Genomic DNA, 17,247 nt, shown 5'->3' on the forward strand with positions numbered 1-17,247 from the left:
CAGCGGCCCGCCTCGCGGCGGGTATGGTGACCGTGAATGAACAGTCAGCAGTTGACGTACTTCCTCGCCGTCGCCGAGCACGGCAGCCTCGGACACGCGGCCGCGGCGCTGGACGTTGCCCAGCCCTCGCTCTCCCAGGCCCTCGGCGTGCTCGAACGGGAGCTGGGCACGCCCCTGCTGCACCGGCTGAACCGGGGAGCGGTGCTGACACCGGCCGGGCAGGCGTTCGTCCCACACGCCCGACGCCTGCTGCGGGAGCTGCGCCGAGCCCGGGACGTCATCGACCAGTCCGGCGGGAACCTCACGGGCGTGCTCGACTTCGTCACCACCCCGGTACTGGCCGTCACCCCGGGCGCCGGCCTGCTGGGCCGCTTCCGCAAGCTGTTCCCCGACGTGCAGGTCCGGGTCCATATCGCCGAACAGGACGCGGACGTCCCGCCCGCGCTGGCGGGCGGGCGCGCCGAGATCGCCCTGACCTACCTGCCGCTGCGCGAACCCGCACTGGCCGTACACGAGCTGGGCACGCACGACCTCCTGGCCGTCTTCCCACCCGGCGAGCCGGGCCTGGCCGACCCACTGCCCGTGCGGGAGCTCGCTGAACGCGACGCAGTGGGCGTCACCGGAGCCAGCAGCCAGCAGCAACTGGTGGCCGACCACCTCGCCGCCCACGGCGTTCGGCTGCGGGTCGCGGTGGAGGTCGCCCACCGGGAGATGGTGGTGCCGCTCGTGCTCACCGGTGCCGGCATGTCGTTCCTGCCCGGTCCTCTGGCGAGCTGGGCGGCCACGCGGGGCGCGCAGACCCGACAGCTGACGCCGGCGCTCCGTCAGCCGTACGGACTCGCCTACCTCCCAGGGCAGTTGACGCCGGTGGGGACGGCGCTGGCCGACCTCGCGCAGCAGGTACCGGCCAGCCGCTTCCACAGCTGGGAGGAACAGGCATGACGGTTCCCCATCGGCACGGCGAGCTGCCTTTCACCGACCTGCGCCAGGCAGAGCAGTTCCTCGCGGTGGTGGACAACGGAGGCATCACCCCGGCCGCGCAGCAGTTGCGCGTGGCCCAGCCGTCCCTCTCCGAGGCGATCCGGTCCCTCGAAAAGCGGGCTGGGGTCCAGTTGTTCGTCCGCACCCCCCGTGGCGCCGTGCCCACCGAGGCGGGCTCGGCGCTGGTGGAGCCGGCCAGGCTCCTGCTGCAGGCCCGCGAAGCGGCGCAGGCGGCAGTCTCCGACATCAGCTCGCTGCACACCGGTCGGCTGGAACTGGTGGCGCACACCTCGGTGGCCGTGGACCCGTTGGCGCAGGCGATCGGCCGGTTCCGCCAGGCGTACCCGCGGCTGGAGGTCCTGGTGGAGAACGCGCCGGACGACCAGGAGCTCGTGCACGCCCTGACCGACGGCCGGTACGAACTGGCCGTCAGCTACCTGCCGTTGCCGCCGGCCTCCTCGATCGTCAGTGAGGAGCTCGGGTACCACGACATCTGGCTGGCCCTGGCACCGGACAGCCAGCGGGCCCCCGGACCGGTCCCGTTGACCGAGGTCGCCACCATGCCGCTGGTAGCGGTGGGGCACGGCGGGTCCGCACGCCGAGCCGTGCGCCGGGCCCTGGCGGAGGAGGGCGAGCCATCCATACCTGCCTGGGCCGGGGTGGTCACCCCACACCTCGGTTCCGTCGTCCCGCTGGTACTGACCGGGGCCGGCGCCGCCCTCGTGGACCGCTGGTACGTCGAACGCATCGCCGAACTCGGCGGGGTCGTCCGCCCCCTCGAACCACAGGTGCACTGCCCATTCGGCGTCACCTACCGCAGAGGGCCGCTCTCACCGGCCTCCCAAGCATTCCTGGACATCCTGCGGGAGGTGAGCGCAGACCGTGCGATGTCTCCGGCCAATGGGCGACGGGAACCCCGGCCGCTGCGCGACCCGTATGCGTAACGGTGGATAGGCGGTTGGAACTCCCCGAGGTGCTCGGCCTCGCCGACCGGATCGTGGTGATGCAGAACGGCCGGGTCACCGGCGAACTCACCCGTGCCGAGGGGCCGGCCGGACCCGCTCCTGGCTTGCCCGGGCCGGCGGCCAGAACCTCGGCCTGGTCGGCGCGATGGCCCTCGTCCTGGCGCTGTTCGGCTCGCTGAACCCCAACTACCCCAGCTGGGACAACATCCAGGTCATCGCCCAGGCCGTCACCATCACCGGGCTGCTCGCCGTCGTCCAGACCGTGGTCATCATCTGCGGCGCACCGGACATCTCGGTCGGTTCCCAGGCCGGCCTGGCCGCCGCCACCAGCGCGATGGTCTTCACTGCCACGAGCTCCAGCGCCGTCCTCGGCATCGGCGCGGCCATCGCCGTCGGCGCCCTCGTCGGCCTGCTCAACGGTGCCGTCATCGTCTACGGACGGGTCAACGCGACCATCGCCACCCTCGCCGGCCTCGCCGCCTACAAGGGCGCCGCCCAGCTCGTCTCCAACGGCCGCGCCCAGGGCTACGTCCTCAACGACGTCGTGTTCGTGTTCCTTGGCCGCGGCAAGATCGCGGGCCTGCCGGTGATGGTCTGGCTGCTGATCCTCGTCGCCGCGGCCATCCACGTGCTGCTCAAGTACACCGACATCGGCCGCATCCTCTACGCCGTCGGCGGCAACGACACCGCCGCCCGCCTGGCCGGCCTCAACCTCAACAAGTACCTCCTCGCCGTCTACGCCCTCAGCGGCATGGTCGCCGCCGTCGCAGGCATCCTGCTCACCGCCCGCACCGGCTCCGGCCAGCGTTGATGAGCGCGCGGCGCGCCTCAGCCGGCGGCAGCTGGAGCTGCCCCATGAGGTCAGTGCACGCCTTGGCCACCTGGCCCAGGTCTGGTCGGTCCGCCACCTCGTGCGCGAGCATCGACGTGATCAGCGGCAGCAGCTCTTCCGGCACGCCGCTCAGATCCGGCGCACGGTCCCGGTTCGTGACCTGGGCCGCGATGGCCTCCCACCTGGCGCCGTCATAGGGATAGTGGCCAGCTGCCGCGTAGAGCAGCACCGTACCCAGCCCATACACGTCAGCGGCCGAGCTTAGCTCCGTGGTGTGGCCGGCTGCCTGCTCCGGCGGCATGCACCGGATGGTCCCGATGATCGACCCGCTCTTCGACAGAGAGCCCTTGGCCGCGTCGGCGAACGCCGCCAGCCCGAAGTCGATGATCGCCGGTCCGTACTCGCCGAGGATGATGTTCTGCGGCTTGAGGTCCCGGTGCAGCAGCCCAACAGCGTGCACAGCGCCAAGCCCCTCGGTAAGCAGCGCACCGAGACTGGCCGCCAGCAGCGACGGGAGAACCGAGTCGTCATCGACGCACTCCAACAGCGTCCGCCCCGGCACGTACTCCATGGCCATCCAGGGCCGGTCGGCGTACGGGTCGGCGTCCAGGAACCGGGCCACCCGGTTGGTGAAGTTCCCCCCTGATCTCGGACAGCGGGTTCTTACGCTGCGGGGGTGAAGTCTTGCTGCAGCCTGGCTCGGGTTTCGAGTGGGGTGAGGTATCCGAACTCGGGATGCTTGCGGAGCCTGGTGCGGTTGTATTCGACTTCGAACCCATCGGCCGCCGCTTACGCTCACGCTGCCTGGCGGTGACCAGGTCGTCGTCCCGTTCACCTCCAAGTTCAAGAGCGAGCCGGTCGATTGCTCCGCAAGGAGCAGGCTTGAACTCGAGACCTCAATCATGTTCGGCGCCGACGACGCGGTGCGCGAGTTCTTCGAGGTCCGTGACTCAGAACTCGACGAGCTCGGGAGAATTGCGGTCGGGTACGTCTACCTCACGGTCCGGTTCGCGCCCGCGCTTCACCCTCGCTACGCCTCACTACAGTTCACCGCAGCTACATCGGGGATGAGCCGGATGTTCGAGCGGTCCGCAAGTATCAGAGCAGTGTTCACCGGCCTCACTGTCGCCAGCGGCGGAGTGTGCTGCGTGCTCGACACCGAGAGCGACATCCTGCAAATATGCTGGCTCAACGGTCAGCCGATCCAGGAGACAGTTCCCGGCCCCCGCTTCGCAAACTACCGTGACCTTGTGGCAACTTGGCCCGGCCAAGACCAGTGACAGGGGATCTGGGCGGCCATCGAGTCGACGGTAACGCCGGTGGGCTGAAGGCGGGTCCCAACGTCGGTCCCCTCCTGCCCCAGCACCAGCGCGAAGCTTGAGCCATCCGGCGTCGACGAGGGTGCTACTCTCCAGCTCCCCTTCAAAATCGACACTGGCGGTGCTCGGGTTGTACGCCGTAGAACAAGCGGTCCGAGCCGAACTCGCTGACCGGCTGGGCGGGCTCGGTTGGGATCTGATCGACGAAGACCACGAGGTAGTCGTCTTCTCATTGCAGCGCGATGCGGATCAGGAACTCGTCTGGCACCTCGGGGTGAGCTTCGGGGGCCGGGGAGCGTCGCTGCGGCTCTCTCCGGTGCTGGGCGTGCAGCACCCGGCGACCTCCCGGCTGGTGACGCTGTTCAATGGGCTTCCGGGGCAGGAAGCTGGAGGTCTGTGTTCGTTCGGTATCCCGCTGTCCGAGCTGATCCCTCGGCGGGCCGGCGAGTCGCTCGCGCTGCCCAGGTGGGCCGTCCGTCGGGAGGGGGAGGCCGGCATGACGGTGGCCGCTCTCTGCACGGATCTGCGCTCCGTCGGGTTGCCGTTCTTCGAGCCGTTCCGGACGTTGGAATCGCTGATCCGGCGGCTGTCGATTGAAAGCCGCTACCAGGTGATGAGCGGGCATCTCGCGGTGGCCCGTGCACTGGCAGGTGATATCCCAGGGGCAGAGTCTGCGCTGGCGGAGTACGCACGCACGGCAGCGCATCAGCAGGGATTGATGCTGACAGCCACACATCAGTTCGTGAGCGGCTTCGTCGGGCATTTCGGTTTCGGCGCGGAGGTCGCTACTGCCATCCCAGGGGCATAGCCGCCGGTTCACCGCCACAGGCGTCCGGGGCCCGGGGCGATCCTTCCAGATCGCACCGGAGAAGGTGTCGGCCATCCTGGCATCGAGGGATATCGAGGTTGCCGACCCACTGATCAGAGCGATCAATGACGCCCGCGCCAGAAAGCACCAGGCGTTCACAACCAATCGGACCCGGAAGGAGCATAAGGGTGGAAGACGTGCAATTGGTGAGGGATCTTGTCGCCCGAATCCCTAAATTCGAGGACCTGTACGAGTCTCACGAATTCAACGAAGGTGCCATCCTTTCACACGTCTTCTTCTGGGATGCCACACAAGACACTGTGAAATCCTACCTGGGAGACCTCGGCGAGCCCGACTGGCGGAGCACTCTCGAATTCCTGGAGGGGCAGTTCAAGCGGGGCATTCCAAAGATCAACGAGGTCATCGTCACATCATTTCTGTGCAATCTACCATTTCCGGGCCAACCAGGGCATGGCATCATCGCGCATCTCCCACTGAACCGCTCCGGGTTTGACCGAGACTTCCATTTTTGGAAGGGTTGGCCATCCCGCGCGCCGTGACCTCGGCGCCCTGCTCTTCGCTGGATCGGCGGGACACCGCCCCGCTGCACGGCCCGCACAGGCCCGGCTGGGGCAGCGGACCACGGCACTCCGCGCACTCCGCCGTCGGCCGCATGGTCGGTGGCACAGGGCGCTCAACAGGCATCTTCCGCTCCAGCCGCGAGCGCAGCACCCCGGCCGGGGAGTAGACCACCTCCGGCAGCCCCGACAGCAGCGCCTCCCGCAGCTGCTCCTCGGAGCCACCCCGCTCCATCCACTCCCGGACCAGCGGAGCCAGCGCCGCCGCCTCCGCCGCACCGAGCGGCAGCCGCCGCTCCGGTCTAACCGCACGCAACAGCGCGGTCATCGCCGCTCGGGTCTCCTCGTCCGGCTCACCGGCGGGCTCGGCCGGTCGGTAGCCAGGAGTGGGTTCCTCCACCCGCCCTCCCCCGGCCTCAGCCGAGTCGTTCGCGTCCACCGACTCCGCGGGGAGGGAAGGTTCTTTCACCAGGTCCTTTGGAAGGACGCCAGGATCAGCGGTGTCCGACTCACCGGAGTCCGGCATAGTGGCACCCGGTAGCCCACCCTGCTGCGGCCGGTCGAAGACGTGCGCCTCCGAGCGCACTCTGCCGTTCGGCAACCGGACCACCTCAACGCGGTAGTACCCCCACGCCCGCAGCTCGTCCAGCGCCGCTGCCAGGGCCTTTCGGCCCTGCGGGCTGGAGTCCGCCATCTGCCGGCAGGTCTCACGCCAGTCGCCCGGTCGGGAGAGGAGATCCACCAGCAGCCCTCGTGCGGTGTAGGACATCGCGCGGTTCTGCGCCAGCGAGTTCGGGATGATCACAAAATTGGTCGGGTGCGGGCTGCGGTGGATGCGCAGGGAGGTCCTCCTGGACGCCTAGGCCGGGCTGATCCCAACCGGGGGACGACGGACCATAGCCGTAGACCCACCCGAACGGAACCCCACCCCGAGTGACCCTGGTCACGATCTCTGATCTCGCCGAGCCGTAGGCGACGAGCTAGCTGATTAAACGTCAGCACCTCTTCATCGCTGGTAGAGCAGACCTGGGGCTCGCGATACGTCGAGTCGGAAGGAGTCTGCCCGCTGATCGTCGTCGAGGGTGATGCGGTAGCCGGGGCCGGTGTGGGTTCGCGACCCAATCTGGACCAGCTGGTCTCGGGTGCCCAGCCGCCACAGGTGGAGCCCGCTGGTGGTGCGGGTGAGCCGGAGCGCGCCCGGGACCTCTGGGCAGGTGTACGTGCCGACCTCGACGTGTGCTTGCTGGTCGGCCTGCGCTGAAGGCCCGCAGGGTTCCACGATGTTGCTGGTGACCACGAGCTGCTGAGCCAGCAGGGTGGGCAGGTCGAGGACGGCCGTGCTGAGGGCGGCCACGACGGGGGCTGCGGCGCGGGCGGCGTCCAGGCCGGCGTGGTTGGACAGGCAGATGACCCGGGCGCCGGAGACGGTGAGGTGTGCGGCGGCCGAGAAGCCGTGTTCGTGCCCGGGGTGGAAGACGCTGCGGCGGCCGGGCCGGGGGTCCGCGTACAGGCCGGCGCCGTAGAGGTAGGGGGCGTGGTCGCTGGGGCGGTAGGGGATCGCGTGCTGGAGGGGGAGGTGCCCGCCGTCTCGGTTCCACAGCCGGTGGAGGTGGCCGAGCCAGCGGTCGAGGTCGTCGGGGGTGGTGGAGAGCGATCCGGCTCCGGGAAGGGGTGCCGGTTGGGCGGTGTGCTGCCAGCCGGAGGTGGTGGGCCGGTAGGCGCTCGCGGCGTTGGGGATGACGTCGCGGGGGTCGTTCTTGAAGCGCGTGGCGTCCATCCCGAGGGGGCCGAAGACGCGTGCGCGGGCGAGGTCGTCGAGGGCCTCTCCGTGCGTCGTTTGCAGGATCCGGGCCAAGAGGAGGTAGTTGGTGTTGCTGTAGAGGAACTGGCCTGGGGGGACGGCTCGGTGCTGCTGGCGGGCGGCGAGGGCGATGAGGTCGTCGGCGGTGTAGTGGTCGAGGTCGCGCAGGCCGGCGAACGGGAGGAGGGACTCGGTGTCGCGGATCCCGGACTGGTGGGTGATCAGGTCGGTGACGGTGACGTCGGGTACGCGGACGGCGGGGACGAGTTCGGCGACCGGCTGGTCGAGCCGCAGGGCGCCGGCAACTGCTGCTTCGATCACCAGGTCGGCGGTGATCTGCTTGGCGGTGGACCCGGTGATGAAGGCGGTGTCCGGGGTGATGGGGGTGGAGGTTTCGAGGTGGGCCAGGCCGGTGGTCCACCGCTGGGGCTGCTCGCCGGGGCGGTGGACCAGGACCGACAGGCCAGGAGCGGCGGTGTTCACAGCCGGATGGCCTGCTGGTGCACGGCGTGCAGGCACTCGCGCAGGTCCTCGTCGGGGATGAGTTCGATGGCCCGGGCATGGTCGGGCCCGGTGCCGGCGAGGAAGGCCCGCTGGAGGTCGAGGTAGGAGGTGAGGAACCTGCGGGCGGCGCCGTCGGTGCGCTCCAGGACGCGGGCGGTGTAGATCATGGTGAGCGGGAATGCCCAGCAGGCGTGGAGGAAGCCGTACGCGGGCCGCAGGGTGCGCTTCCACGGGGAGTGGAACTGGGCCTGGTCGTCGAGCTTGCAGTTCACCGCGGCGAGCGCGTCGTTGAGCCAGTTGTGGCCGGCTTCGTGGATGAGGTCGCGGGCGAGGGCGGCGGGGTCGGCGACGTGGTCGACGAAGACGGTGCCGGGCAGGCGGCTGATGGTCCAGCTGTCGAAGGTGTCGTTGTACTGCTTGCGGCCGAGGAAGACGAGGATGCGGGCGTGGCCGGCCAGGAGGTCGCCGAATCCGGTGTCGTCGGCCACGGCGTAAGCGGCGCGGGCGAGTTCCTGGTGTTCGCCCGGCGCGGGGCGGGTGTAGGGGTTCAGGACGTAGTACGGGGTGTCGGAGATCGGGGAGGTGACGAGCTGCTCGGGGGCGATGACGACGCAGTTGCCGACCGCGGTCGGGGTGGCGAGGGCGTGGGCGCCCGCGTCGGGGTGGTCGGTGTACCAGGTGAAGAGGTCGTGGTCTCCGGCGCGGGCGGCGGCGTCGGCGCCTTCGAGGTAGTGGTGTGCGGTGGCGTAGGCGAAGGCGTGCTCCGCCGCCGGGGCTGGCGCGGTGGCGGCGAGAGTGTGGATGCGCTGGACGCGCCGGGGGTGCAGGCGGTCCGTGGGGGCGAAGCGGAAGCCGGTGTGCTGGACGGGGGTGGCCATGGGGTTCCTCCGGTCGCTGGTGGTGGCTGGGGCCGGGCCGCCGCTCGGGGATGGCGGCCCGGCCCCAGGTCAGGCGGTTCAGGCGGTGTGGTTCTCCTCGGTGGTGGCCTCGCTGTCCTCGGCGGTGACCGGCGCGTCGGCGGCGGGCCAGCCCTCGGCGGAGACGCGGGAGGTGTGGGCGGTGGTGCGGACGGTGGAGTCCTCGCCGCGCAGCTCGTCGACGGCGGTGAGGAAGCCGGTGATCTGGTCCGTCTGGTCCATGGATCGTCCTCTTTCTGTCGGGGTGGTGATGGTCGGGCGGTGGGCGAGCGGCCGTCTCGCGTGCATCGCCTTCGCCCGCACGGGTGCGGGCGGGTTCAGGGGGTGTCGCGCTCGCAGGGGCAGCGGTCGAGGGCCGGTGCGTGGCGGGCGGCGTGGATCAGGACACGGGCGCCCTGGTCGAGACCGGCGAAGTAGGCGTCCCAGTCGCCGTCGGTGGGGACGAGCCGGATCTCGATGGTGCGGTGGGTCCTGCCGGTGGCCGTGCTGGCGAGGTCGGTGTGGATCAGCTGGAGTTGCAGTCCGGCGGGCAGGTACGGGGCGGCGCGGGTGACGGCGTGGCAGGCGCGGGCTGCGAGTTGTCCGTATTCGGCGGGGTTGCGCGGCAGGAGGCCGACGCGGAAGGGGGACGGCGGCGCGTCGCTGCCGGTGTGCTGGTGTCCCTCGCAGCTGTCGTAGGTGATGGCGCCCCAGCTGCCGGTGACGGTGTCGAGGAGAGGTTTGACGCGGGGTTCGATGCCGTCGGCCCACTGGGGGTGGAGGGGGTCGAGGTCGTCGGCTTCCTGGATGCCGGGCATGCCGCTCGTGTTGATGTTGCCGTACTCGCTGGTGACCAGCCGGGCCGGCTTGCGGGGTGCGTCGGGGTTGTCCCAGCGGGCGAGGAAGGCGTCGGCGTCGGCCATCTCGTTGACGGCGTGGCGCCGCCAGTGGGCGGTGCGGCACAGCGCTCCGGCGGGGTGGCCGGGTGCGGCGAGGAGGGCGGCGACGCCGTCGACGAGGCGGGCGCGGTGCTGGCAGTAGGCGTCGTCGCTGCCGGTGGCCTTGAGCATGCGCCAGCGGGTCGCGGTGCACCCGCCGCCGCACACCGCCCGGTAGGGGCAGGTGAGGCACTTGGCCATCATGGCCCGCCCGTCGGTCAGCAGGGTGCTGTTGTGCTGGGCGGCTGTGATCTGCTGTTCGCCGGCAGTGGTGACCGGCAGGAGCCGGGCGGCGGGCCAGGGGAGTTCGTCGCAGGAGCCGAATCGGCCGTTGGGGTAGGCGGTGAAAACGTGACTGCACTTGAGGTTGGTGAAGTGGCAGTGGTCTCCCGCGGCTCCTTGGAGCTGCCGGATCACCGCGACGACGGGGTCGAGCTTGATGCGGTTGTAGTGGCCGGCGGTGATCCAGTGGGCGGCGGCTTGGAGGACGAAGCGGGCGTACTGGTCGGGGGTGATCGCCCAGTCCGGTCCCTGAGCGGTGATGGCCTGCTGTTGCAGGACGCGGCTCGCGGGTGTCCTTCGGGAGGCGGAGGCGGTCGCGGTGGTGGTGGATCCGTCGAACGCCGGGACCAGGTTGATGGCGTTGACCGCGGTGAACGAGGCGATGTGGTCGATGATTTCGGCGGCCCGGCCCAGGACCTTCGGGGTGACGACGGTGACGACACCGCAGGTTCGCCTGCGGCGGGCGAGGAGGTCGAGTGCGGCGGCGATCTTCGGGTAGATCGGTTTCCCGTCGTAGCCGAGGCGCCAGGAGTTGCCCTGTGCGTCACCGTCGAGGGATATCCCGATGCTCAGTTGCGGGTAGTGCCGTTCGAAGAGGTCGAGCCAGGAGTCGTCGAGCTTGATGCCGTTGGTCTGGAGGTGGACGCGCAGGACGGCGGGCTGGGCGGCGAGTTCGTCGAGGATGGCGGCCATGGTGTCCTGGCCGACGGTGAGCGGCTCGCCGCCGTGGAGTTCGATCACGAGGCGGCGGCCGGGGAAGAGCGTGGCGAGCGCGCGGATCTGCTCGCGGGTGATGACGGCACCGCCGGGGCCTTCCTTGCGCTTCTCGAAGCAGTACAGGCAGTCGGCGTCGCAGGTCTCGCCGCGCAGCTTGAGGACGATCGAGACGGCGGTGTCGAGGTCAGTGTCCTCCAGGGTGAGCCACAGGGAGTCGAGGCCGGAGTGCGGTCGCTGAGCAGTGTGCAGCCAGGTGCGGGTGGTGGTGTCCGGCATGGGTGCCTCCGGCCGGTCGGGGTGGTCAGGAGAGGGCGATGGCGGCGGCCCAGGCGTGGAACTGGGCGTCGGTGAGCGGGATGAGGTCGTCGCCGCGTTGCAGGGCCCAGCCGTCGCTGCACCGCTGGGGCAGCCAGCCCAGGCCCGACCAGGCCGGGTCGAGGGCCGGGTCGCCGGGTTCGGGCGTGCCCCAGCGGGAGGTCAGGGCCTGGCAGAGCCGCGTTCGGACGGCCCGGAAGGCGGTCTCGGTTCCGAAGGGCCGGCCGGTGTCGGGCAGCGTGGGGATGGCTCGGGGGGCTTGGTCGGGGCCGGTGGCCAGGCCGAGCAGGGCGGGCAGCCACTTCTCGCCCAGCAGCGGCTGCCCGGCTGCGGCAGCCTCGGCCTGCGCGACCACCACCGCCAGGCGCTGCCAGACGAGTTGCTCGGCGAGGCGCTGGCGGGCCTCGATGAGCCCGAGCAGGTCCTCGGTCAGGCTGATCGCGGCCTGGACACGGTCTGCCAGTGCCCACCGGGCGTACTGGTCCGTCTCGTTCTTGTCGAGCACCGGGTTCTGCTCGCCCTGGTCGAGGACGACGGCGGTGCGCAGGGTCGTCAGATCGCTCAGGCTGCGCCGTGCGGTGCGGAAGGCGGCGACGTCGCCCTCGCGGGGCAGGTCGAAGGAGGCGAGCAGACCGTGCAGTTCGCCGAGTTCCTCGGCGGTGCTGGTGTGGAGGTCGACGCGGATCCCGTCGACCACCTGCGAGACCACCCGCAGTGGTTGCCCGGCCGGGGTGACGATCCGCAGGTCGATGTCGGAGCGGGCGTGGGCGAGGCCGTGGGCGAGGGCGCCTTCGAGTCGGATCTGCGCGCCCGGGTGCTCGGCGGCCAGGACCGCGGCGGTGGCGTGGGCGATCCGCAGGCGTTCGGTGTGCCAAGGCGTCACGGTCTCACCTGCTCGTGGCGGTCGGCCAGGGAGCGGGCGGTGGCGGCGACCCACGTGTCCAGGCGGTCGCGGACGTCGGTGCGCTGGGCGCCGATGTGCGGGGTGGCGACCAGGTTGCGCGGTGTTCCGACCCGGGGCAGCAGTCTCATGTCCTCGGGGTCGACGGGGTCCAGGGCCAGGCCGGCAAGGTCGCCGTCGTCGAGCGCTTCCAGGCACGCCGGGACGTCGAGGGTGGCCAGCCGTCCGACGCACACGAGCATCGGGCGGCGCTTGCGGGCGGCGGTCAGGAAGGCCGGGCCGAAGGCGCCCTGGTTCTCGGGGGTGCCCGGTAGGGCGACCAGGTGGATGTCGGCCCACTCGGTCAGGGCGGCGGCCGGGAGCTGGCGGATGCCGGCGGGGATACTGGGCCGGGCGGCGTAGGCGATCTCGCCGACGTGCGGGGCCAAGGCGCCCTCGCATGCCTGGCCGATCGCTCCGGCGCCCCAGATCGCGAGGCGGGCCTCGGCGAGCGGGCGGGTCAGGCAGCCGGCCTTGAGGTGCACGCCCGCGGCGAGGGCCGACTGCCCGAGCGGGATGCGCCGGGCGAGCGAGAGGATCGCCGCGAGCGCCCACTGCGCGACGGAGTCGGCGGCGGGGACGGGGTTGCGGTGCACCGTGATTCCGCGGCTGGCCAGTTCCGGCAGGTCCAGGCCGTCCAGGCCGGAACCCGCGCGGATGACGTGCCGCAGTCCCGGCAGGCGCCGCAGTTGGTCGGCTCCCAGGCGAACCCCGGAACGCAGGACCACCACGGCGGTGGTGTCGTCGAGGACGTCGAGGGAGTCCGTGGTGCGCACGGTCCAGTCGGGCAAGGCCTGGGCGAGCGTGCTGCGGTCGGTGGCGCCGGCCACGATCAGGGCGGTCGGACGGCTCACGGCCGGGGCGCTCACCACCGGTCCACCAGGATGTCGCGGGGGTTGGCGAGCGCGTCGAGGAGCGGCTGGTTGACCTTCGGCAGCAGGTGCTTGCCGGGCAGGTCGGCCAGCGGCACCCATTCGAAGCCGACCTGCATCGGGTCGATCGGGTCGGACATCCGCGGCTCGGTGTTGCCGTCGGTGATCTCGGCGAGGAAATTGTGCTGGGTCTTGTGCTGGGGGCCGAGGTCGAAGCCGTACTGTCCGGGGACGTACTCGACGACGAGCAGCTCCCGGACGGTGCGCACGTTCAGGCCGGTCTCCTGCAGCACCTTGCGCACGACCGCGTCTCGCAGCGACTCGCCCTCGACGGCCTTGCCGCCGGGCAGGTTGTAGTGGAAGTCGCCGCCGTCGTCAGTGTCGTCGTAGGACAGCAGCAGGATCTCGCCGTCGTGGACGATCGCGGCTTTCACCGAGACGCTGATCTTGGGCAGTTGCGTCATGCCGGGCTCCTCCTTGTCTTCGGGGCGGGCGGCTACAGGCTGGCGCGGGCGGCGGGGTCGGCGACCTGGAGGAGGTCCTGGACGCCAGCCAGGCGCGCCGGGTCGAACGCGCCCGTGGCGCGGAAGGTGTCGGCCGCCTCGCGCATCGCGGCCATCGCCGCCCGGCTGAGCTGGTTGGCGTAGATGATCAGCGCGTAGCCGGCGGCGCCGAGCTCGTCCGGTCCCAGTTGGGGGAAGGCGGTGGGAACGCTCACCAGCGGGGCCAGCCCCGTCCACGCCTTCGCGACGCCCAGCGCCTGCTCGCCGGAAGCGTCCTTGGAGTGCAGCAGGACCGCATCCGCTCCGGCCGCGACGTACGCCTCGGCGCGCGCGGTGGCCTCGGCGCGCGACCCGCCGCAGATCAGCGCCTCGGTGCGGGCGATGAGCAGCATCTGCTCCCCGGCCTGGGCCCGGATCTCCTTGAGCTGCTCGCGGACCAGGTCGAGGTCGGCGAGGCCCTGGTCGCGGTGCAGCGAGAAGGAGTTGGTCTTGGGGTAGGCGCTGTCCTCCAGACACACCGCACTGGCTCCGGCACGGGCGAGGTCCCGGGCGAAGCGGCCGGCCGTGCCGACGGCCCCGCCGGCGTTGTCGATGTCGACGATCACCGGCAGGTCCGTGGTGCGGCGGACGGCGAGGACCACGTCCGCGAGGTCACGGGGGCCGAGAACGTTCTCGTCGGGCAGGCCGAGCGCGGTGGAGACCTCCAGGCCGGACACCCACAGCGCGTCGAACCCGCTGTCGGCGGCGATCTTGGCGGCGAGCGCGTTGACGGCGCCCACCGCCCGCACCGGGCGCCCGTTCACGGCGGCGTTGTGGAGCGCCGCGGCAAGCGGCCGGGCTATCGGTGACAGGGTGGTGCTCACGTTGTCTCCTTCAGGGGGAGGGCGGGCAGGAGCTGGTGCTCGCGCAGGGCGGTCCAGGCGGCGGCCAGAACGCCGGCGCGGTCCAGCGAAGCGTCGATGCGGACGATGGGGCCGAGCTTGGGGAAGGCGGCCGGGTCGGCGGCGACCTCGTCGTACGTGCGCCGTACCCGGGTCTGGACGTCCAGGACGTCCCAGTCCTCGCGCACGGCATCGCCCGAGCGGCTCGCGGCCCGGGCCATCGCCTCCTGCGGACTGTGCTCCAGCAGGAGCGTCAGGTCTGCCCGCACCGCGATGGCGTCCTCCAGCGCGGCGTACGTCTCCTTCGCCGGGGCATCGTGCTTGACGGCGAAGAAGGCCAGTTCCGACAGGAGCCACCGGTCGGCGACTACCGGCCGGTGCCGCAGCGCGGGCACGATCAGCTGCTCGACGGAGGCCTGCTTGTCGGCGCGCAGGGCCGCGAGGTAGCGGGCACGGTTCGCCTCGCTGGGGCGGTACTTGCCCTCTTCCAGGTCGGCGGCGACGCTCGGGTCGAGCCAGTTGGTCGTCAGGATCGACAGCGGGGTCGTGCCGTACAGGCTCTTGATGAGCTGGAACAGGCCCTTGCGCAGGGTGGTCTTGCCGGTGCCGTCGAGCCCCTCGACAACGGCCAGGAAGCCCGGGGGCAGGTTTTCGTTGCTCATCTACTCCACCTGTCCGGCGCCGAGGCCGCTGCGGTACTTGAGGTACTGGCCGCGCCACGGGAGCGCGTTCGCGACGAGGTCCACCAGGCGCAGCTCGCCGAGGCTTTCCAGGAGGGCCGGCAGAGTCGGCTCGGTCACGATGGCCTCGGTGACGGCACGGCAGTAGCCGTCCCGCATCTGCGGGTTGCCGTCCCCGGTGAGCTGGAGGCGGCGCCGCAGGACGCGGGTCGCGGCTCCGAGAGCGACGGCGTGGGTCGCATCGACGAGGGTGGTCAGGGCCACGGTGTCGGTGACGTCGTCGTCGATGTGGACGTGGTGGCCGCCGCGGTGCCGCAGCACGGCGAACGCTCCGACCCACCAGGCGGACGCGGCGCAGACCGCCTCGATGCCCTGGGCAGCGGCGTCCTCCAGGCCGCCGGCCGTCAGCATCTGCGCAACGGCACGGGCCGGAGCCACCAACGGGCCGCCGTCCGTGCCGCGGCCGATCTGCTGGGGAACGGTGACGAAGGGCAGGAGCCCGGCAGCCGAGACGTCCGCCACCGCCGCGTCCGGCGGCGGCAGCGGCCGGCTGATCAGGGCAAGCGGGGAAGCCTGCGCGGGCAGGCCGCACTCGGCGACTCCCTTACCGAGAGCGTTTTCCAGCTCTCTCCTGTGAAGGTGGATCCGCTGGACGGCCAGCCCGTCCGCGAGCTTCTCCCAACCGTCGGACACAGCGACCGGGCATGAGGGCGGCGGGTGTTCAAGAGCCATGGGTGTCCTCTCCGAGGCAAACCGAGGGCACGCAGCGATAGCACTCCGGAACGCCAGGAGTGCACTGCGTCACATCGGTAGCGTCCCGCGCGAGGTGACGTCGCGTCAAGCACGTGACTGGCAAATTGCCAACTTGCTTGCCAGTCATATGAACAGCAACGTCCGCATACACTGTCCCCGACCTGGATTGGGTGGCCTACCCTGGCCGGGCAGAGTGAGTCTTGACCGCGGAAGGGACCACCAGATGGCAGCGACCATCCCAAGCAGCCCAGCAACCGCACGCAGGCTGTTCGGTGCTGACATACGGCGCAGACGCGAAGACCGCGACCTCACCGCTGCGGAGGTCGCGGTCACCCTGGGGTGCAGCGTCTCCAAGGTCACCCGCATCGAGACCGGACAGCGCAGCGCCACCCCTGACGACTTCGACACCCTGATGGAGCTGTTTCAGGTCATCGACGAGGACCGCAGCCACTTGGAGGCGCTGTTCAAACGCGGGCGCAAGCGGACCACCATGTGGTGGGACTCCTATGCGGATGTCCTCAGCTCGCGGTACGCCGAGTTCATCCGCTACGAGCACGAGGCGGCCGAGGTGTTCGACTACCAGCCCGTCTACGTTCCCTCCCTGCTGCAGACCGAGGACTACGCCCGCGCGGTAACAGCCGTCGGCTTCGCCGCACTCGGCCCTGACCAGATCGACAGCCTCGTCGAGGTCAGGATGCGCCGCCAACGCCGCATCCGCCACGAAGCCGAGCCCCTGCGATTGTCCGGCGTGATCACCCAGGCCGCCCTGGAGTTCCACGTCGGCGGCCCCACCGTCCAGGTCGCTCAGCTTCGGCATCTCCGCACGATGATGGGCTTGCCCAATGTCGTTCTCCGCGTGATCCCTTTCAGCAAGGGTGAGGAAGGAACGCTGACCGGTGCGTTCAGCACCTTCACCAACGAAGGGCAGAAGGCGCCGGAGGCCGCGTTCGCGGAGCACGTGACTGGTAGCGTCTTCGTTGACGATGCACTGGGTCTGCGGCGTCTCCACCGCCTGTCCAACTACCTCGCCGACGCAGCCCTCAGCGTCGACGAGAGCCTCGAACTGATTGAGCAGACCGAGAGAAAACTGGCATCAGAATGATCAACGCGACGGAGCTCTACGCGGCTCCCCTCACCGGAGCCGACTGGCACAAGAGCACGTACACCGCCAACAACGGCCAGTGCGTGGAACTCGCCCCGGTGCCGACGCTCCCTGCGGTCGCGATCCGCGACTCGAAGAACCTCCAGATCGAACCGATCAGGACCAGCAACCAGTCAATGCGGGACTTCGCCGCTGCTCTCCTCGCCGGCGAGCTGGTCGCGGTATGAACCACCCCGCGGGCATCGCCAAGGCGGGCCTCTACGCCCTCGACCTGAGCACCGTGGAGTGGCGGGCGGTGCCCGGCAGCGACCCGGCCGACCGCCTAGAGGTGGCGTTCCTCCCGGAAGGCGCTGCAGCCCTTCGGCACTCGGCCAGGGATACCGTCCTGATCTACGACGCCCAGGAGTGGAGGGCTTTCCTGCTGGGCCTCGCCGACGGTGAGTTCGACGCCGATATGGGTCTCGTTCCAGCATCAGTGGCCTAGCCTGTCGGCGGCGGCCCAATCTGGTGCCAGTCTGGACGGTTCAATCGTGGGCCACTGAGTGGTCTCGTTGGTCGTGTTCAGTCGTTGTCGGTTGTG

20 protein-coding genes are annotated in these 17,247 nt (G+C 70.5%); 8 read left to right on the forward strand and 12 right to left on the reverse strand.

The features are described 5' to 3' along the window. Positions 1-36 precede the first annotated feature (36 nt). From ACGF12_RS33110 to ACGF12_RS33120, 3 genes are all read left to right on the forward strand, one after another. Positions 37-942, forward strand: a complete 906-nt coding sequence (locus ACGF12_RS33110; protein WP_393038439.1) for a LysR family transcriptional regulator — start codon at positions 37-39, stop codon at positions 940-942. Continuing rightward, positions 939-1,925, forward strand: coding sequence for a LysR family transcriptional regulator (locus tag ACGF12_RS33115; protein ID WP_393038441.1), 987 nt, complete (start codon positions 939-941; stop codon positions 1,923-1,925). The genes ACGF12_RS33110 and ACGF12_RS33115 overlap by 4 nt, the downstream gene beginning before the upstream one ends. 166 nt (positions 1,926-2,091) lie before the next feature. After that, a complete protein-coding gene (locus ACGF12_RS33120) occupies positions 2,092-2,757 on the forward strand; it encodes an ABC transporter permease (protein WP_393038444.1) in 666 nt (221 codons plus the stop codon). Here ACGF12_RS33120 and ACGF12_RS33125 read toward each other — a convergent pair. Continuing rightward, on the reverse strand, positions 2,726-3,400 hold the full coding sequence (locus ACGF12_RS33125; protein WP_393038447.1) for a protein kinase: 675 nt from the start codon (positions 3,398-3,400) through the stop codon (positions 2,726-2,728). The genes ACGF12_RS33120 and ACGF12_RS33125 overlap by 32 nt on opposite strands. Before the next feature lie 280 nt (positions 3,401-3,680). Here ACGF12_RS33125 and ACGF12_RS33130 point away from each other — a divergent pair, with 280 nt between their 5' ends. Continuing rightward, positions 3,681-4,058: a hypothetical protein gene (locus ACGF12_RS33130; protein WP_393038449.1), complete on the forward strand. Its 378-nt coding sequence runs from the start codon at positions 3,681-3,683 to the stop codon at positions 4,056-4,058. A 169-nt stretch (positions 4,059-4,227) separates the two neighbouring features. Then, the gene (locus ACGF12_RS33135; RefSeq protein WP_393038452.1) at positions 4,228-4,905 is read left to right on the forward strand and encodes a hypothetical protein; all 678 of its coding nucleotides are present in this window, start codon (positions 4,228-4,230) and stop codon (positions 4,903-4,905) included. Between the two features lie 477 nt (positions 4,906-5,382). On the opposite strand, the gene ACGF12_RS33140 is transcribed toward ACGF12_RS33135, so the two are convergent. The 11 genes from ACGF12_RS33140 to ACGF12_RS33190 form a co-directional block, all read right to left on the reverse strand. Beyond that, the gene (locus tag ACGF12_RS33140) at positions 5,383-6,252 is read right to left on the reverse strand and encodes a hypothetical protein (protein ID WP_393038455.1); all 870 of its coding nucleotides are present in this window, start codon (positions 6,250-6,252) and stop codon (positions 5,383-5,385) included. 237 nt (positions 6,253-6,489) lie between these two features. After that, positions 6,490-7,767 carry a serine hydrolase domain-containing protein gene (locus tag ACGF12_RS33145; RefSeq protein WP_393038458.1) on the reverse strand — a complete coding sequence of 426 codons (1,278 nt, stop codon included), beginning with the start codon at positions 7,765-7,767 and terminating at the stop codon, positions 6,490-6,492. Next, on the reverse strand, positions 7,764-8,666 hold the full coding sequence (locus ACGF12_RS33150) for an aKG-HExxH-type peptide beta-hydroxylase (protein ID WP_393038461.1): 903 nt from the start codon (positions 8,664-8,666) through the stop codon (positions 7,764-7,766). The genes ACGF12_RS33145 and ACGF12_RS33150 overlap by 4 nt, the downstream gene beginning before the upstream one ends. A gap of 78 nt (positions 8,667-8,744) precedes the next feature. After that, positions 8,745-8,927 (reverse strand): hypothetical protein, encoded by a 183-nt coding sequence (locus ACGF12_RS33155; RefSeq protein ID WP_393038463.1) that lies wholly within the window; start codon positions 8,925-8,927, stop codon positions 8,745-8,747. A 95-nt stretch (positions 8,928-9,022) separates the two neighbouring features. Beyond that, a complete protein-coding gene (locus ACGF12_RS33160) occupies positions 9,023-10,897 on the reverse strand; it encodes a radical SAM protein (RefSeq protein WP_393038466.1) in 1,875 nt (624 codons plus the stop codon). A 25-nt stretch (positions 10,898-10,922) separates the two neighbouring features. Continuing rightward, positions 10,923-11,819, reverse strand: coding sequence for a hypothetical protein (locus ACGF12_RS33165; RefSeq protein WP_393038469.1), 897 nt, complete (start codon positions 11,817-11,819; stop codon positions 10,923-10,925). Beyond that, on the reverse strand, positions 11,816-12,730 hold the full coding sequence (locus tag ACGF12_RS33170; protein ID WP_393038472.1) for an NAD(P)-dependent oxidoreductase: 915 nt from the start codon (positions 12,728-12,730) through the stop codon (positions 11,816-11,818). The genes ACGF12_RS33165 and ACGF12_RS33170 overlap by 4 nt, the downstream gene beginning before the upstream one ends. 11 nt (positions 12,731-12,741) lie before the next feature. Next, positions 12,742-13,212, reverse strand: a complete 471-nt coding sequence (locus ACGF12_RS33175) for an NUDIX domain-containing protein (protein ID WP_393038475.1) — start codon at positions 13,210-13,212, stop codon at positions 12,742-12,744. A gap of 32 nt (positions 13,213-13,244) precedes the next feature. Continuing rightward, positions 13,245-14,114, reverse strand: coding sequence for an isocitrate lyase/phosphoenolpyruvate mutase family protein (locus tag ACGF12_RS33180; RefSeq protein ID WP_393038478.1), 870 nt, complete (start codon positions 14,112-14,114; stop codon positions 13,245-13,247). Next, positions 14,111-14,794 (reverse strand): dTMP kinase, encoded by a 684-nt coding sequence (locus ACGF12_RS33185; RefSeq protein ID WP_393038481.1) that lies wholly within the window; start codon positions 14,792-14,794, stop codon positions 14,111-14,113. The genes ACGF12_RS33180 and ACGF12_RS33185 overlap by 4 nt, the downstream gene beginning before the upstream one ends. Then, on the reverse strand, positions 14,795-15,544 hold the full coding sequence (locus tag ACGF12_RS33190) for a hypothetical protein (RefSeq protein ID WP_393038484.1): 750 nt from the start codon (positions 15,542-15,544) through the stop codon (positions 14,795-14,797). It lies immediately after the preceding gene. A gap of 244 nt (positions 15,545-15,788) precedes the next feature. On the opposite strand from ACGF12_RS33190, the gene ACGF12_RS33195 reads away from it, so the two are divergent. The 3 genes from ACGF12_RS33195 to ACGF12_RS33205 are packed head-to-tail and all read left to right on the forward strand — an operon-like array spanning position 15,789 to position 17,151. After that, entirely contained in the window at positions 15,789-16,667 is an 879-nt protein-coding gene (locus ACGF12_RS33195) for a helix-turn-helix domain-containing protein (RefSeq protein ID WP_393038487.1), read from the forward strand. Beyond that, positions 16,664-16,894: a DUF397 domain-containing protein gene (locus tag ACGF12_RS33200; protein WP_393038490.1), complete on the forward strand. Its 231-nt coding sequence runs from the start codon at positions 16,664-16,666 to the stop codon at positions 16,892-16,894. The genes ACGF12_RS33195 and ACGF12_RS33200 overlap by 4 nt, the downstream gene beginning before the upstream one ends. Further along, complete coding sequence (locus ACGF12_RS33205) at positions 16,891-17,151, forward strand: DUF397 domain-containing protein (RefSeq protein ID WP_393038493.1); 261 nt, start codon at positions 16,891-16,893, stop codon at positions 17,149-17,151. Before ACGF12_RS33200 ends, ACGF12_RS33205 begins: the two co-directional genes overlap by 4 nt. Positions 17,152-17,247: the final 96 nt, after the last annotated feature.

Source organism: Kitasatospora sp. NPDC048296 (genome assembly GCF_043201815.1).
GTDB lineage: Bacteria > Actinomycetota > Actinomycetes > Streptomycetales > Streptomycetaceae > Kitasatospora.

Bases quoted from the DNA above. Each gene is read 5' to 3' on its own strand.
- ACGF12_RS33185 (WP_393038481.1), bottom strand. From the start codon at position 14,794: ATGAGCAACGAAAACCTGCCCCCGGGCTTCCTGGCCGTTGTCGAGGGG.
- ACGF12_RS33150 (WP_393038461.1), bottom strand. From the start codon at position 8,666: ATGGCCACCCCCGTCCAGCACACCGGCTTCCGCTTCGCCCCCACGGAC.
- ACGF12_RS33130 (WP_393038449.1), top strand. From the start codon at position 3,681: ATGTTCGGCGCCGACGACGCGGTGCGCGAGTTCTTCGAGGTCCGTGAC.
- ACGF12_RS33115 (WP_393038441.1), top strand. From the start codon at position 939: ATGACGGTTCCCCATCGGCACGGCGAGCTGCCTTTCACCGACCTGCGC.
- ACGF12_RS33195 (WP_393038487.1), top strand. From the start codon at position 15,789: ATGGCAGCGACCATCCCAAGCAGCCCAGCAACCGCACGCAGGCTGTTC.
- ACGF12_RS33120 (WP_393038444.1), top strand. From the start codon at position 2,092: ATGGCCCTCGTCCTGGCGCTGTTCGGCTCGCTGAACCCCAACTACCCC.
- ACGF12_RS33175 (WP_393038475.1), bottom strand. From the start codon at position 13,212: ATGACGCAACTGCCCAAGATCAGCGTCTCGGTGAAAGCCGCGATCGTC.
- ACGF12_RS33160 (WP_393038466.1), bottom strand. From the start codon at position 10,897: ATGCCGGACACCACCACCCGCACCTGGCTGCACACTGCTCAGCGACCG.
- ACGF12_RS33200 (WP_393038490.1), top strand. From the start codon at position 16,664: ATGATCAACGCGACGGAGCTCTACGCGGCTCCCCTCACCGGAGCCGAC.
- ACGF12_RS33155 (WP_393038463.1), bottom strand. From the start codon at position 8,927: ATGGACCAGACGGACCAGATCACCGGCTTCCTCACCGCCGTCGACGAG.
- ACGF12_RS33190 (WP_393038484.1), bottom strand. From the start codon at position 15,544: ATGGCTCTTGAACACCCGCCGCCCTCATGCCCGGTCGCTGTGTCCGAC.
- ACGF12_RS33140 (WP_393038455.1), bottom strand. From the start codon at position 6,252: ATGTCCTACACCGCACGAGGGCTGCTGGTGGATCTCCTCTCCCGACCG.
- ACGF12_RS33110 (WP_393038439.1), top strand. From the start codon at position 37: ATGAACAGTCAGCAGTTGACGTACTTCCTCGCCGTCGCCGAGCACGGC.
- ACGF12_RS33205 (WP_393038493.1), top strand. From the start codon at position 16,891: ATGAACCACCCCGCGGGCATCGCCAAGGCGGGCCTCTACGCCCTCGAC.